This is a genomic window from Pseudomonas sp. LBUM1647 (genome assembly GCF_059716175.1).
Genome location: NZ_CP166809.1, coordinates 3,136,872 through 3,150,905 on the forward strand (window position 1 = coordinate 3,136,872; position 14,034 = coordinate 3,150,905).

Sequence of the window (14,034 nt, forward strand, 5' to 3'; positions counted from 1 at the left end):
GTACGCGGGTTCAGTCGCCGAACGGGCCGGACGCGACAAATGCACCACCTTGATAGACCCGTGCCGGGTCATCAGCGGCCGGCATCGGTTGGGCTTCGACTTTTTCCCGGAACACTTCGGAGCTGTCCTGAGGTTCATAACCCAGGGAGGTGGCGAAACGGTTGTCCCACCAGACGTTCTTGTTGTCGGACATGCCGTAGACCACGGTGTGGCCGACATTGGGGGCGTACAGCGCGCATTCGAGCAATTGAGTCAGGTCGCCGAAGCTCAACCAGGTGCTCATCATTCGGCGGTTCAGCGGTTCCGCGAACGAGGAGCCGATGCGCACGCTGACGGTCTCGATGCCGTAGCGATCGAAGTAGAAACTGGCCATGTCTTCGCCGTAGGACTTGGACAAGCCGTAGTAGCTGTCCGGGCGGCGAGGGGAGTGGGCGTCGATGACTTCATCCTGCTTATAGAAGCCAATCACGTGGTTGGAACTGGCGAAAATCACCCGCTTCACACCATGGCGGCGAGCGGCTTCGTAGATGTGGAACACGCCGCAGATGTTGGCGCCGAGGATCTCTTCGAACGAGTGCTCCGTCGACACGCCACCAAAGTGCAGAATCGCGTCCACGCCTTCAACCAACTGATGGACTGCTTGCTTGTCTGCCAGGTCGCAAGGCACGACTTCTTCACGGTCATCGATGGCCGGGGCGAGGTCGGCGATGTCCGACAGGCGAATCACATTGGCGTAGGGCCGCAGGCTTTCGCGCAGGACTTTGCCGAGGCCACCGGCGGCACCGGTCAGGAGGAGACGATTGAAAGGAGCGCGGGCTTGAGTAGTGATGGTCATGGAAGTCCCTGAACAAGCAGTCATTGTTATTGAATTTGTTGTAGGTTGTCGTACGACTAGGTCGAAGTATCGTTAGGGTCTCAGGTCGTTGTCAACGCGTCATCGGTTGAAATTGACGGAGGGTCATCCCTTACCTCATGCACGCACTAACCTGTGGCGAGGGGGTTTACCCCCGTTCGGCTGCGTAGCAGTCGTGTGGAATGGAATCAGATTCTGGGGCTGCTGCACAGCCCAACGGGGGTAAACCCCCTCGCCACAGTGTTTGTGTCAGCTTGCAAAAGTTGTTCGCATTAAAGCAACGAGATCGGGTAGTTGATGATAATGCGGTTTTCGTCGAATTCGTTGGTGCTGAAGTCCTTGCGGATCGACGCGTTACGCCATTTGACGTTGAGGTTCTTCAGCGCGCCGCTCTGCACGGTGTAAGCCAGTTCTGACTCGCGGCCCCATTCCTTGCCGTCGGTGATGGTGCCTGTGTGCACGTTATCGCCGCTGATGTAGCGGTTCATCATCGTCAGGCCGGGAATGCCGAGCGCCACAAAATTGTAGTCGTGGCGCAGCTGCCAGGATCTTTCCTTGGCGTTGTCGTAGCTGGAGTTGTAGCTGTCGTTGGCCAGGGTGCCGCCGCTGGTGCCGTTGACCCGCATCCAGACATCGTCGCCGGTGAGTTTTTGCAGGCCGACAAAGAAGGTGCTGCCGCCGTATTTGGCCGAGAGCATGGCGAACGCGGTTTTGTTGTCGAGGTCGCCGGCGAGTGCGCTGCCGTCTTCCTTGCCGATGAAGTAGCCAAGGTTGGCGCCAAGGGTCCAGTCGCCGATGGGCTGGCTGTGGCTCAGGTTGAAATACTGCTGCTGATAGATGTCGCTGAGTTGCGCGTACCAGACACCGACCTGGGTGCGCTTCTCGTTGAACGCATATTCACCGCCGCCAAAGTTGAAACGGTCCGAGGTGAAGGCAGCCGATTTGCCGTTCATGAACATGTCTTCCATGCTCGCATCGTTGCGCGGGCTGTTGGCGCGGAACTGGCCGCCGTAGAGCGTCAGGCCACTGATCTCGGTGGACGTCACCTGACCACCGCGGAAGGTTTGCGGCAGCGAGCGGCCGTCGTCGGAGCGCAGGATCGGCAACACCGGCATCCATTCGCCGACCTTCAATTCGGTTTTCGAGACTTTCCCTTTCAGCGCCACACCCAGGCGCCCGAAATTGTCGGCAGGGCGGCCGTCGTCATGAATCGGCAGCAACGAGGTGCCGCCCGTGCCTTTGCCACCGTCGAGCTTTTCCGAGTACAGGCCCAGCACATCCATGCCGAAACCGACGGGGCCCTGGGTGAATCCGGATTTGGCGTCGAGGATGAAGCTTTGCGTCCACTCTTCAGCCTTGCCCTGCGGGTAGGCCGGGTTCGTGAAGTTGCGGTTGATGTAGAAGTTGCGCAAGTTCAGCGTGGCTTTGGCGTCATCGACGAAACTTTCGGCATGACTGGTCATGGGCAGGGCGAGGGCCAGGCTGCTGCAACCGATCAGGCTCAGGGTATGACGGAGTGCGAAGGTTGGGCGAGGGGTGCAGACGGAGGAATTGCGGACGAGCTTGCTCACAGTGACGCTCCCGTGTTTCTTGTTGTTTTTATTTTTTGTTATACGTCGTCGTACAACATCGGGGCGGATTATTTGCAAGTGTTACGGGGAATGTCAATCAGAAGTTGTACGATGACTTGTCGCGATTTTGTAGTATGTCGCAGAACTCCTGTGGGAGCGGGCTTGCTCGCGAAGGCGGCGTCACATTCAACACATTGGCTGACTGACACACCGCTTTCGGGATTGGCGTTTTAGCCGGTGATCATCGGCGGCATCGTGCCGAGTAAAGAAACGGCAGCCACCGCTCCCATTCCCAGCAACCATTCGAAGATGACGCTGCTTTTCAGAGCAGTCGGACGCTGCTCGCAGTCGTTGATCCGCAGCCGATTGAACAACGCCAGACCCAGCATCGCGGCGACCAGCACAACCTTGATCAACAGAATCAGCGCAAACCCGGACAGCAGCGGCGTCGGCCAGAACTGCCCGGTGAGTACCCGCACGTTGATCAAACCGGTCATCACCAACCCCGCCACCAATACGTAACCAACGCCGCTGAAGCGTTGCAAAGTCGCTTTGATGGAATGCTCTGTCGGCTGCCGCAGGATCATCACCAACAACATCAAGCCGCCGAGCCAGGCGCCGACGCAGGTCAGGTGAATGATTTGATTGAGGATCAGCAATTGGCCGTTGAGGCCGTCGAGCATGGCCCCGTGGCCGACCGGGGCGAGGGTGGCCAGCAGCAGGCTGGCGAGGCCGATTCGCAGGGGCAGGTTTGCACGCAAGGGCGTCATCAGCAGCACTACCAACAACGCATTGAGCAGCAAGTGCCAGCGCCAGACCTGCCCGAAAAACGTCTTGCCCAGCACCAGTTGCAGGGTCGACGGATCGAATGCCGCGTCCCACGAACCGGCCATGCTGGCGGTGATCAGCAGCAACCAGCTAACGCCAGTGACCAACGCCACCGCCGCCAGCCAGCGGCTTGTCTTCGTCAGTCGCTGATCCAGATGTCCAGCGTCGCCATTGATCAGCAGAGGCCTGAACACCCAGGCCCCGAACAGCATCAGTACAACGGTGAAATGCAGAAAGCGGCACAGCACCATCGCGCTCGTCATGAATTACTGGCCAACCTTGAAGCTATAAGCGCCTTCGCTTTTGTGGGTATCGACCGACACCGCGTGCCATTCGACTTTGTAGGCACCCGCTGCCAACGGTGCGGCCGGGGTGACGATCAAGGTTTTCTTGTCGCTGCCTTCGGTGGCGAGGCTTTTCACCGGTACGGGGACGCCGTCCTTGCTGATCGTGACCTTGGAAAAGGTTGCTTCAACGCCTTCGGAAAAAATCAGGCGCAGTTCCGACGGCGCGCTCACCGTGCTGTCGGCGGCCGGGGTCTGGCTTTTCAGATGGGCGTGGGCAAACACCGACGAAGCGGCGAACAGCGAGCCGAGCAGGGCGGCAGTGGTCAGGGTTTTCTTGAGCAGCATCGTGGAATTCCTCTGAGGCGGGTTCGAAGAGGCGGTCAGTTTACCTGCGAGACGCTGGGTGTACGAAGTTTCGTTTTCCCTTGTCGCCGCGAGGTAGAGCGGATGCTAGTCTTGACCAACGCTGTTGTCAGGGAGCCCTCATGGGCAATCACAAGATCGAGATTCGCCGCAGTAACGTCGAGAAAATTCTGTTGGGGGCCGAAAAGGTTTTCGCCGAAAAAGGTTTCGGCGGCACCGCCATGGCCGACATCGCCGCTGAAGTGCAACTGCCGCGTTCCAACCTGCATTACTACTTCAGCACCAAGAGTGAGCTGTACAGCGCGGTGCTGTTGGGTTTGCTGGAAGTGTGGAAACAGGATGCCCTGTGCTTCGAGATGTTCGACGACCCGCGCGTGGTGCTCAGCAGCTACATCCGCGCCAAGATGAACCACTCCCGCAGCCGGCCTTACGGCTCCAAAGTCTGGGCCAACGAAATCATCCACGGCGCGCCGACCCTGGGTGAGAAGCTGGACGTCAGTCTGTACGACTGGGCCAAGATGAAAGAAGCGAAAATTCGCCAGTGGGTGGACGACAAACGCATCCTGCCGGTGGAACCTTCGAGCCTGCTGTACATGATCTGGGCGTCGACCCAGCACTACGCCGACTTTGATCATCAGGTGAATATTCTGAATGACCACCAGCCGTTGTCGGACATGCAATTTGAGCGGGCGGTGCAGACGGTGACGAGTGTGATCTTGCGGGGGATTGGGTTGGAGCCGTGAATCAAGAGATCGCAGCCTCGTTTCACTCGACAGCTCCTACAAGGGAATGCGTAACCCTGTAGGAGCTGTCGAGTGAAACGAGGCTGCGATCTCTTGATCTTGAAACACTCAAACCGCTACATGGTACGGATTCCTCGGATCATGATTCCAATCCAGAAACGGCTTCCCGTTCTCCATCGGCACCATCTCAATACAATCCTGCACCGGACACGTGATCTGACACAGATTGCACCCCACGCACTCATCATCAATCACTTCATATTTATGCGTCCCATCCGCCTGCTTAAGGCTGGCAACCGCCTGGTGCGAAGTGTCTTCGCAAGCAATATGGCAACGACCGCAACCAATGCAGGCCTCCTGGTCAATCCTGGCAATCACCTGATAGTTGATGTCCAGGTACTTCCAGTCCGTGGTGTTGCCCACCGCACGCCCGGAAAACTCTGACACGCTGGCGTAGCCCTGACTGTCCATCCAGCGCGATAAACCGTCCTTCATCTCCTCGACAATCCGGAAGCCATGCAGCATTGCCGCCGTGCACACCTGCACCGAGCCGCTGCCCAGTGCAATGAATTCCGCCGCGTCGCGCCAGCTGCTGATGCCGCCAATGCCCGAGATCGGCAGACCTTGCGTCTGTGGGTCGCGGGCGATTTCGGCGACCATGTTCAGCGCAATTGGCTTCACCGCCGAACCGCAATAACCACCATGAGTGCTTTGGCTACCCACGGCAGGATTGGCGACCATGCGCTCCAGGTTGACGCTGGTGATCGAGTTGATCGTGTTGATCAGCGACACCGCATCCGCACCACCACGATGAGCTGCGCGGGCGGCGACGCGAATGTCGGTGATGTTCGGCGTGAGCTTGACGATCACCGGCAGCGAGCAGTACGTCTTGCACCAACGGGTGACCTGCTCGACATACTCCGGCACCTGGCCGACTGCCGCGCCCATGCCGCGCTCCGGCATCCCGTGCGGGCAACCGAAGTTCAGTTCGATGCCGTCGGCGCCGGTGGCTTCCACCAGCGGCAGGATGAATTTCCAGGATTCTTCGACGCAGGGCACCATCAGCGACACGATTAGCGCACGGTCCGGCCAGTCTTTTTTGACCTGAGTGATTTCCCGCAGGTTGATTTCCAGCGAGCGATCGGTGATCAGCTCGATGTTGTTGAAGCCCACCACTTCGCGGTTGGCACCGAAGTGCGCTGAATAGCGCGACGACACGTTGACCGCCGCCGGGTCCTCACCCAGGGTTTTCCAGACCACGCCACCCCAGCCGGCCTCGAAGGCTCGAACCACGTTGTAGGCCTTGTCGGTCGGTGGCGCGGAGGCCAGCCAGAACGGGTTGGGGGCTTTGATGCCGGCGAAGACAATCGAGAGATCGGCCATTTACGCAGCCTCCACGTTGAGCATGAGTTGGGCGTTGATGGCCTCGGCAGCCCGTTTGCCGTGCTGCACAGCCTGCACGGTGAGGTCCTGATCGAGACTGGTGCAGTCGCCGCCGGCGTACACGCCGGGGATGCTGGTGCGCAGGTTTTCGTCCACTTGAATCCGCTCGCCCTGACGCTTGAGCTCGCGGGCCAGCGGATCGGCGAGGGCGCTGGCGTCGAAGGCCTGGCCGATGGCTTTGAAGATCGCATCAGCGGCCAGTTCGAAGGTTTCGCCGGTGGTTTGCAGGCGACCGTCTACCAAATGGGTGCGGGCGAAGCGCATGCCACGCACGTTGCCTTGATCATCGAGTAGCACTTCTTCAGGTTGAGCCCAAGTCAACAGCCGCACCTGATTGGCCTTGGCGATGTCCTGTTCGTGACCTGTCGCGCCCATTTCCTCGACACCGCGGCGGTACACCAGATTGACGTCGCGGGCTCCGAGGCGAGCCATTTGCACGGCCATGTCGATGGCGGTGTTGCCGGCTCCCAGCACGATGCAATGATCAGCCAGTGGTAGTTGAGTCAGGTCATCGGCCTGACGCAGTTCGCGGATGTAGTCGGTGGCGGCGAGCAGGCCGGGCGCCTCTTCGTGGGCCAGACCCAGTTGTTTGCTGGCGTTCAAGCCAAGGCCAAGGAACACCGCATCGAATTGCTGATGCAGTTCGCTTAAGGTCAGGTTCTCTCCAAGTTTTTGCCCGTGGCGGATTTCAATACCGCCAATCTGCAACAGAAAATCCAGTTCCTTCTGCGCGTAGTCGTCCACCAGTTTGTACTTGGCGATCCCGTATTCGTTGAGGCCGCCAGCCTTTTCCCGCGCCTCGAAAATCACCACGTCATGACCGTGCATGGCACTGCGGTGAGCACAGGACAACCCGGCCGGACCGGCGCCGACCACGGCGATGCGCTTGCCGGTTGATGCAGCACGTTGGAAGGGGTGTTCGCTGAAGTGTGCGTTGTCGACGGCGTAACGCTGCAGCAGGCCGATCAGCACCGGTGCGCATTCATGGTCGTTGTTGCGCACGCAGGCTTGCTGGCAAAGCACTTCCGTCGGGCACACCCGGGCGCAACTGCCGCCGAGGATGTTCGCCGAGAGGATTTTCTGCGCGGCGCCCTGAACGTTTTCCTGATGGATATTGCGGATGAACGACGGAATATCGATCTCGCTCGGACAGGCATTCACGCAGGGCGCGTCGTAGCAGTACAGGCAACGCGAGGCTTCCAGATGGGCCTGGCGGTCGTTGAGCGGTGGCGCCAGATCGGTGAAATGGCCGGCGAGGGCGGCCGCATTCTCATAGGGATGCGGGAGGTGGTTCAGAGTCTTGATCACGGTGTTGGCCTCACGGTTATTTGAGGTGCTGCCTCTGATGGGCATTGGATTTTTTTGTTGTCTGGGCCGGCCCCATCGCGAGCAAGCTCGCTCCCACAGGGGAATGCATTCCAAATGTGGGAGCGAGCTTGCTCGCGATAGGCCGAAGGCCGCTTTCAGCGTTTCACAGCTGTCGGCCTGTTCATCTCAGCCCGCTTACTCAGCAAATCAAACACCGCCGGATACGCCGGCCGCTCGACATACCGCCCGGCACCACGCTCGGCGCGCAAATCACCATCGGCCCACACCACCCGGCCCTGGCTGACGGTGTGGCTCGGAACACCGCGTACGGTCTTGCCTTCGAAGATGTTGAAGTCCACTTGCTGATGGTGAGTCTTCGCCGAAATCGTCCGCGTACCTTCCGGATCCCACAGCACCAGATCCGCATCCGCACCCACACGAATCGCGCCTTTGCGCGGGTAGAGGTTGAAGATTTTCGCGGTGTTGGTGGAGGTGAGCGCCACGAAGTGCTGCATCGACAAACGCCCGGTGTTCACCCCTTCATCCCAGAGCACCGCCATGCGGTCTTCGATACCGGCCGTGCCATTGGGGATCTTGCTGAAGTCGTCACGGCCAGCCGCTTTTTGCTCAGCGCAGAAGCAGCAATGGTCGGTGGCGGTGGTGTGCAGGTTGCCCGATTGCAGACCGTGCCAAAGCGCCTCTTGATGGCCGCGAGGACGGAAGGGTGGGCTCATCACGTAACCGGCGGCGGTCTGCCAATCCGGGTGTTGGTAGACGCTGTCGTCCAGCAGCAGATGCCCGGCCAGGACCTCGCCGTAGACTTGTTGACCCTTGCTGCGGGCATAGGTGATTTCGTCTAGGGCTTCCTTGGTCGAGACATGCACCAGGTACAGCGGCGTGCCCAGGGTTTCGGCGATGCGGATCGCCCGACTGGCCGCTTCACCTTCAACCTGCGAAGGACGCGACAACGGATGCGCTTCCGGGCCGGTCATGCCCTGGGCCATCAACTTGCGTTGCAGGTGATAGACCAACTCACCGTTTTCCGCATGCACGGTCGGCACCGCGCCCAACTCCAGGCAGCGCTCGAAACTCGCCACCAGGGTGTCGTCGGCAGCCATGATCGCGTTCTTGTAGGCCATGAAGTGCTTGAAGCTGTTGACCCCGTGGTGGCTGACCAGCTCGGCCATTTCCTCGCGGACCTGTTCGCTCCACCAAGTGATCGCAACGTGGAAACCGTAATCCGACGCCGACTTCTCGGCCCAGCCGCGCCACTGATGAAAGGCTTCCATCAAGGACTGCTGCGGATTGGGAATCACAAAGTCGATGATCGACGTCGTGCCACCGGCAAGTCCCGCTGCGGTGCCGCTGAAGAAGTCTTCACTGGCCACCGTGCCCATGAAGGGCAGTTGCATGTGCGTGTGCGGGTCGATGCCGCCGGGCATCAGGTATTGGCCGCTGCCGTCGAGCACTTCGGCACCCGCCGGAACATCAAGATTTTCGCCGATGGCTTTGATCACGCCGTCGGCGCAATAGACGTCGGCGCGATAACTTTCATCATGGGTAATAACGGTGGCGCCACGGATCAACAGAGACATTCCGAGTTCCTCGCAGGCAATGACCGACTTGTGCCGGTTCTAAATGTTTTATATGAAGCCGACGCAAACAGGTGTATTCCTGTCAGCGCTGTCAGGAATAAAAGCTAGTCTGAGTTTGAGGATTGAGCAAGAATATTTTTTATAAGCTTATATCTGTTTTAACTTATTGATAATTAACGATTAAGTTTTGAAATCACCAAAATGGTGAGGCCTCTCACCATTTTGACGCACTTGACAGGTTCTAAAAATAGACGAGATTTCTTATGTGAAATCAGCCGCTTGAGGATGGTCTATGGTTGATGCGCAACGTTTAAAAAAAGTGGTATGCACCAGATTGAGTCCTGACGGTTCGGACAACTTGCCTGGCATTTGGCCTGAGTGAACAAGCAAGTAACCGATGACTCATCGGCTATATAAATAAAACTGATAAACATCAGTTGGTTACAAGGTTTTTATGGAACTGCCCGATGCGCAAACGGGGTAACCGGCACGTTAATTGATGCCGCCAGCCCCTGATGAGCAACAATAATCAAAAGAACAGTGGAGCGGCCATGCAACAGATCAGATCGCAAGTGACCGAGCGCGACGGCTTGTTTGAGCTCGAAGCCGGCAGTGACGTCCTCGACAGCCCCCGTTACAACCACGACATGGCACCGACCAAGGTGCACGAACGAACCTGGAACAAATGGCACATCACCGCGTTATGGATCGGCATGGCGGTCTGCGTGCCGACCTATACCCTCGGTGGGGTGCTCACTGCCTACTTCGGCCTGAGTGTCGGCGAGGCGCTGCTGGCCATTCTGTTTGCCAACATCATCGTACTGATCCCGTTGACCCTGAACGCCTTTCCCGGCACCAAGTACGGCATTCCGTTTCCGGTGCTGCTGCGTTCGTCCTTCGGCATCCTCGGCTCCAACATTCCGTGCCTGATCCGGGCGCTGGTGGCGTGTGGCTGGTTCGGCATTCAGACGATGTTCGGCGGACTGGCCATTCACCTGTTTCTGGGCTCGGTTTTCGACGGTTGGAAATCCCTCGGCGGTACCGGTGAAGTGATCGGGTTCATGGTGTTCTGGGCCTTGAACCTGTGGGTGGTGATTCGCGGTGCGGACTCGATCAAATGGCTGGAAACCCTCTCGGCGCCGTTGTTGATATTGGTGGGTGTGGGCCTGTTGGTATGGGCAATGCCGAACGTGTCGATGACCGAGTTGCTGGCGATCCCGGCCAAGCGTCCGGAAGGCGCGAGCGTGGTCAGTTACTTTGCCGCCGGGCTGACCGCCATGGTTGGGTTCTGGGCCACCTTGTCCCTGAACATTCCGGATTTCAGCCGCTATGCGAAAAGCCAGAAGGATCAGATCGTCGGGCAGATTATCGGCTTGCCCCTGACCATGTTTCTGTTCGCCTCCCTCGGCGTGGTGATGACGGCCGCCTCGGTAAAACTGGTGGGCGTCACCGTCTCCGATCCGGTCACCTTGATCGGCCATATCCAGAGCCCGGTCTGGGTCGCACTGGCCATGGCCCTAATCATCATCGCCACGCTGTCGACCAATACCGCGGCCAACATCGTTTCACCGACCAACGATTTCCAGAACGTCGCGCCCAAGTTCATCAACCGCACCAAAGCGGTGATGCTCACTGGCCTGGTCGGCTTGGCGCTGATGGCCCATGAGCTGTTGAAGAAGCTCGGTTTGATCGTCTCGGATTTAAGCCTGGAAACGGTGTATTCCAACTGGTTGCTGGGCTATTCGAGCCTGTTGGGCCCGATCGCCGGGATCATGGTGGTGGACTATTTCCTGATCAAGAAACAGCAACTGGACCTAGCCGGCCTCTATCGCGATGACGTTTACCCGGCGTGGAACTGGTTCGGGTTTATCGCGTTCGGCGTGCCGGTGGCGCTGACGCTGCTGTCGCTCGGCAGCGATGCATTCAGCTGGTTCTACGACTATGGCTGGTTCACTGGCTCTATGTTGGGCGGGCTGATTTATTACGGGTTGTGCTCGATGCGGCCCAGCCCGTCAATCGCGAAATCTGCGGTGTGACGGATGGCCTCATCGCGAGCAGGCTCGCTCCCACATTTGGAATGCATTACCCCAGTGGGAGCGAGCCTGCTCGCGAAGACGGCCGCCAAGACACCCAAGAAATGCCTGAAGAAATCCATAAGAACTGCCTGAGGAGATCATCATGAACGCTGCCGTAGACGTTCTGCAGTCCAACCATCAGCACATCAATCGCGACCGCTTGTGGCAGTCGCTCATGGACCTGGCCAAGCTCGGCGCCACGGTCAAGGGCGGCGTCTGTCGCCTGGCCCTGACCGACCTCGACCGCCAGGCCCGGGACATTTTCGTGAACTGGTGCGAGGAGGCCGGTTGCACCGTCAGCATCGACGCCGTCGGCAACATCTTCGCCCGTCGTCCGGGCCGCAACCCGAACCTGCCACCGGTGATGACCGGCAGCCACATCGACACCCAACCCACCGGCGGCAAGTTCGACGGCTGCTTCGGCGTATTGGCCGGCGTCGAAGTGCTGCGCACCCTCAATGACCTGGGCGTGGAAACCGAAGCGCCGCTGGAAGTCGTGGTCTGGACCAACGAAGAAGGCTCACGCTTCGCCCCCTGCATGATGGGCTCCGGTGTATTCGCAGAAAAATTCACCCTTGAAGAAACCCTGGCCAAAGTCGATGCCGAGGGCGTCACGGTCGGTGAAGCCTTGAACGCCATTGGCTATGCTGGCGAGCGCAAGGTCAGCGGCCATGCCGTCGGCGCCTATTTCGAGGCCCATATCGAACAAGGCCCGATCCTCGAAGACGAACACAAAACCATCGGCGTGGTGATGGGCGCCCTCGGCCAGAAATGGTTCGACCTGAAACTGCGCGGCGTCGAAGCCCATGCCGGCCCGACGCCGATGCACCTGCGCAAGGACGCTTTGGTCGGCGCCTCGGTGATCGTCGGTGCAGTCAACCGCGCCGCCCTCGGCCATCAACCCCACGCCTGCGGCACCGTCGGCTGCCTGCAAGCCTATCCCGGCTCACGCAACGTCATCCCCGGCGAAGTGCGCATGACCCTGGACTTCCGTCATCTGGAACCGGCGCGCCTGGACTCGATGATCGCCGAAGTCCGCGAAGTCATCGAAACCACCTGCGAGGAACACGGCCTGACCTTTGAACTGACACCCACTGCGGATTTCCCACCGCTGTACTTCGACAAAGGCTGCGTCGAAGCGGTACGCGCCGCCGCCCAAGGCTTGGGCCTGTCGCACATGGACATCGTCAGCGGAGCAGGGCACGACGCAATCTTCCTCGCTGAACTCGGCCCGGCCGGGATGATCTTCGTACCGTGCGAAGGCGGCATCAGCCACAACGAAATCGAAAACGCCGCGCCGGATGACCTGGCGGCCGGGTGTGCGGTGTTGTTGCGGGCGATGCTGGCGGCGTCGGCGGCCATCGCGGATGGACAATTGGCGGCCTGAAGATCAAAAGATCGCAGGCTGCGCCAGCTCCTACACGGGAATGCGTACCCCTGTAGGAGCTGGCGCAGCCTGCGATCTTTTGATGTTGTTCTTCATGTGTCACAAACCATGGTGCTGGATCGTCATCCTGTTGAATCCCCCAAACAGTGGAGCAACACGATGTCGTCCAACACCCAGCCGGTCAACCTGCTGCAATCGATTCCTCAGGTGTTCGAAAGCCTGACCCAGGTCCACGTCACCCTCGACAGCCACGACCTGGACCCGACCCTCAAACACCTGCTGCACCTGCGTGCGTCGCAGATCAACCAATGCGGCTTCTGCGTGAAGATGCACACCCGCGAAGCCCGTGAAGCCAATGAAACCAACGAGCGGCTGGACCGCCTGATCGTCTGGCGCCACGTCAGCGATTTCAGCGCATCCGAACGCGCCGCCCTGGCCTGGACCGAAGCCATCACCGTACTCGATGAAAAGACCGACTACGCCCGCCTGCGCGGTGACTTGCGCGAGCACTTCAATGACGCGCAAATCGGTGCCTTGACGGCCGAGATCGGCATGATCAACCTGTGGAACCGTTTGCAGGTGTCGAGGCACTGATTGATGAACTCCGCTGAAAACGCCGCCGCTGTGTTCGAGCAGCGCCGGCCCTTTTTGCTCGGTCTGGCGTATCGCATCCTCGGCTCCCGCGCCGAAGCCGAGGATGTCGTGCAAGAGCTGTTCATCAAATGGCTGGAGGCCGACCGCGCCGCCATTGCCACGCCGGCCGCCTGGCTGACCACGGCGTGCACCCGGCACTGCATCGATTTGCTGCGCTCGGCTCACAAGTCGCGGGTTGATTACGTCGGCACCTGGCTGCCGGAACCGATTCACACTACCCACCAGGATTCACCCGAACACAGGCATGAACTGGCCTCGTCGCTGTCCACCGCGTTCCTGTTATTGCTGGAGCGGCTAACCCCCAAGGAGCGTGCGGCGTACCTGCTCTACGAAATTTTCGACATGGATTATGCGCAAGTCGCGGATGCGGTCGGGGTTCAAGAGGCTGCCTGCCGCAAACTGGTGTCCCGGGCCAAGGCCAGCCTGGGCAGCGGACAAACGCGCTTTCAGCCGGAACCGGCGCGTCAGGACCAATTGCTCAGCGCCTTCCATCGCGCCATCGCCAGCGGCTCGACCGCTTCCTTGACCGCAATGCTGAGCGAAGACGTCGAACTCTGCGCCGACAGCGGCGGCAAGGCCTCGGCGATCCGCGAAACGTTGTCTGGCATTTCCAGCGTGCTGGATTTCATTGGCCAGTCGTTGCACGTCTATTGGCAGACTTGCGAATGGCTGCCCAGCGAAATCAATGGGGCACAAGGCGTGATCATCAAGGCGGACGGGGTCATCACTGCATCTATGACGTTTGGGTTCGACGAAGCGGGGCGGGTGAGCCGGATTTTTATCATGCGTAACCCGGAGAAGTTGGCGGGGTTGGATGCATCGTTGCAAGTGCAATAGTCAAAAGATCGCAGCCTGCGGCAGCTCCTACATTGATCGCGTACATCCGTGGAATTTGCAGGTGTACGCAACCTCTGTAGGAGCTGCCGC

At 59.5% G+C, this 14,034-nt stretch carries 12 protein-coding genes; 5 read left to right on the top strand and 7 right to left on the bottom strand.

Translation table 11 applies throughout. The annotated features are described in order from the left end of the window. Positions 1–10 precede the first annotated feature (10 nt). The 4 genes from ACA059_RS14320 to copC all read right to left on the bottom strand — a co-directional run bounded on the left by ACA059_RS14320 (position 11) and on the right by copC (position 3,884). A complete protein-coding gene (locus tag ACA059_RS14320) occupies positions 11–835 on the bottom strand; it encodes an NAD-dependent epimerase/dehydratase family protein (RefSeq protein WP_497634429.1) in 825 nt (274 codons plus the stop codon). A gap of 290 nt (positions 836–1,125) precedes the next feature. Next, positions 1,126–2,424, bottom strand: coding sequence for an OprD family porin (locus tag ACA059_RS14325; protein WP_497634430.1), 1,299 nt, complete (start codon positions 2,422–2,424; stop codon positions 1,126–1,128). Between the two features lie 230 nt (positions 2,425–2,654). Continuing rightward, entirely contained in the window at positions 2,655–3,515 is an 861-nt protein-coding gene (copD, locus tag ACA059_RS14330) for a copper homeostasis membrane protein CopD (RefSeq protein WP_497634431.1), read from the bottom strand. A gap of 3 nt (positions 3,516–3,518) precedes the next feature. Beyond that, positions 3,519–3,884, bottom strand: a complete 366-nt coding sequence (gene copC, locus ACA059_RS14335; RefSeq protein ID WP_497634432.1) for a copper homeostasis periplasmic binding protein CopC — start codon at positions 3,882–3,884, stop codon at positions 3,519–3,521. 140 nt (positions 3,885–4,024) lie between these two features. Between copC and ACA059_RS14340 the strand changes: the two genes are divergently transcribed. Next, complete coding sequence (locus tag ACA059_RS14340) at positions 4,025–4,645, top strand: TetR/AcrR family transcriptional regulator (protein WP_008149783.1); 621 nt, start codon at positions 4,025–4,027, stop codon at positions 4,643–4,645. A 108-nt stretch (positions 4,646–4,753) separates the two neighbouring features. Here ACA059_RS14340 and preA read toward each other — a convergent pair whose 3' ends face one another. The 3 genes from preA to hydA all read right to left on the bottom strand — a co-directional run bounded on the left by preA (position 4,754) and on the right by hydA (position 8,991). Beyond that, on the bottom strand, positions 4,754–6,028 hold the full coding sequence (gene preA, locus ACA059_RS14345; RefSeq protein WP_140679155.1) for an NAD-dependent dihydropyrimidine dehydrogenase subunit PreA: 1,275 nt from the start codon (positions 6,026–6,028) through the stop codon (positions 4,754–4,756). Further along, positions 6,029–7,396, bottom strand: a complete 1,368-nt coding sequence (locus ACA059_RS14350; RefSeq protein ID WP_497634433.1) for an NAD(P)-dependent oxidoreductase — start codon at positions 7,394–7,396, stop codon at positions 6,029–6,031. Positions 7,397–7,551: 155 nt separating this feature from the next. After that, positions 7,552–8,991: a dihydropyrimidinase gene (gene hydA, locus ACA059_RS14355; RefSeq protein ID WP_497634434.1), complete on the bottom strand. Its 1,440-nt coding sequence runs from the start codon at positions 8,989–8,991 to the stop codon at positions 7,552–7,554. Between the two features lie 551 nt (positions 8,992–9,542). Here hydA and ACA059_RS14360 point away from each other — a divergent pair. The 4 genes from ACA059_RS14360 (at position 9,543) to sigJ (ending at position 13,944) form a co-directional block, all read left to right on the top strand. Continuing rightward, positions 9,543–11,027, top strand: coding sequence for an NCS1 family nucleobase:cation symporter-1 (locus ACA059_RS14360; RefSeq protein ID WP_497634435.1), 1,485 nt, complete (start codon positions 9,543–9,545; stop codon positions 11,025–11,027). A 142-nt stretch (positions 11,028–11,169) separates the two neighbouring features. Beyond that, on the top strand, positions 11,170–12,453 hold the full coding sequence (locus ACA059_RS14365) for a Zn-dependent hydrolase (protein ID WP_497634436.1): 1,284 nt from the start codon (positions 11,170–11,172) through the stop codon (positions 12,451–12,453). 159 nt (positions 12,454–12,612) lie between these two features. Then, positions 12,613–13,047: a carboxymuconolactone decarboxylase family protein gene (locus tag ACA059_RS14370; RefSeq protein WP_497634437.1), complete on the top strand. Its 435-nt coding sequence runs from the start codon at positions 12,613–12,615 to the stop codon at positions 13,045–13,047. Between the two features lie 3 nt (positions 13,048–13,050). After that, positions 13,051–13,944 (top strand): RNA polymerase sigma factor SigJ, encoded by an 894-nt coding sequence (gene sigJ, locus ACA059_RS14375; protein WP_497634438.1) that lies wholly within the window; start codon positions 13,051–13,053, stop codon positions 13,942–13,944. Positions 13,945–14,034: the final 90 nt, after the last annotated feature.

Bases quoted from the DNA above. Each gene is read 5' to 3' on its own strand.
- copC (WP_497634432.1), bottom strand. From the start codon at position 3,884: ATGCTGCTCAAGAAAACCCTGACCACTGCCGCCCTGCTCGGCTCGCTG.
- preA (WP_140679155.1), bottom strand. From the start codon at position 6,028: ATGGCCGATCTCTCGATTGTCTTCGCCGGCATCAAAGCCCCCAACCCG.
- sigJ (WP_497634438.1), top strand. From the start codon at position 13,051: ATGAACTCCGCTGAAAACGCCGCCGCTGTGTTCGAGCAGCGCCGGCCC.
- ACA059_RS14340 (WP_008149783.1), top strand. From the start codon at position 4,025: ATGGGCAATCACAAGATCGAGATTCGCCGCAGTAACGTCGAGAAAATT.
- ACA059_RS14370 (WP_497634437.1), top strand. From the start codon at position 12,613: ATGTCGTCCAACACCCAGCCGGTCAACCTGCTGCAATCGATTCCTCAG.
- hydA (WP_497634434.1), bottom strand. From the start codon at position 8,991: ATGTCTCTGTTGATCCGTGGCGCCACCGTTATTACCCATGATGAAAGT.
- copD (WP_497634431.1), bottom strand. From the start codon at position 3,515: ATGACGAGCGCGATGGTGCTGTGCCGCTTTCTGCATTTCACCGTTGTA.
- ACA059_RS14360 (WP_497634435.1), top strand. From the start codon at position 9,543: ATGCAACAGATCAGATCGCAAGTGACCGAGCGCGACGGCTTGTTTGAG.
- ACA059_RS14365 (WP_497634436.1), top strand. From the start codon at position 11,170: ATGAACGCTGCCGTAGACGTTCTGCAGTCCAACCATCAGCACATCAAT.
- ACA059_RS14320 (WP_497634429.1), bottom strand. From the start codon at position 835: ATGACCATCACTACTCAAGCCCGCGCTCCTTTCAATCGTCTCCTCCTG.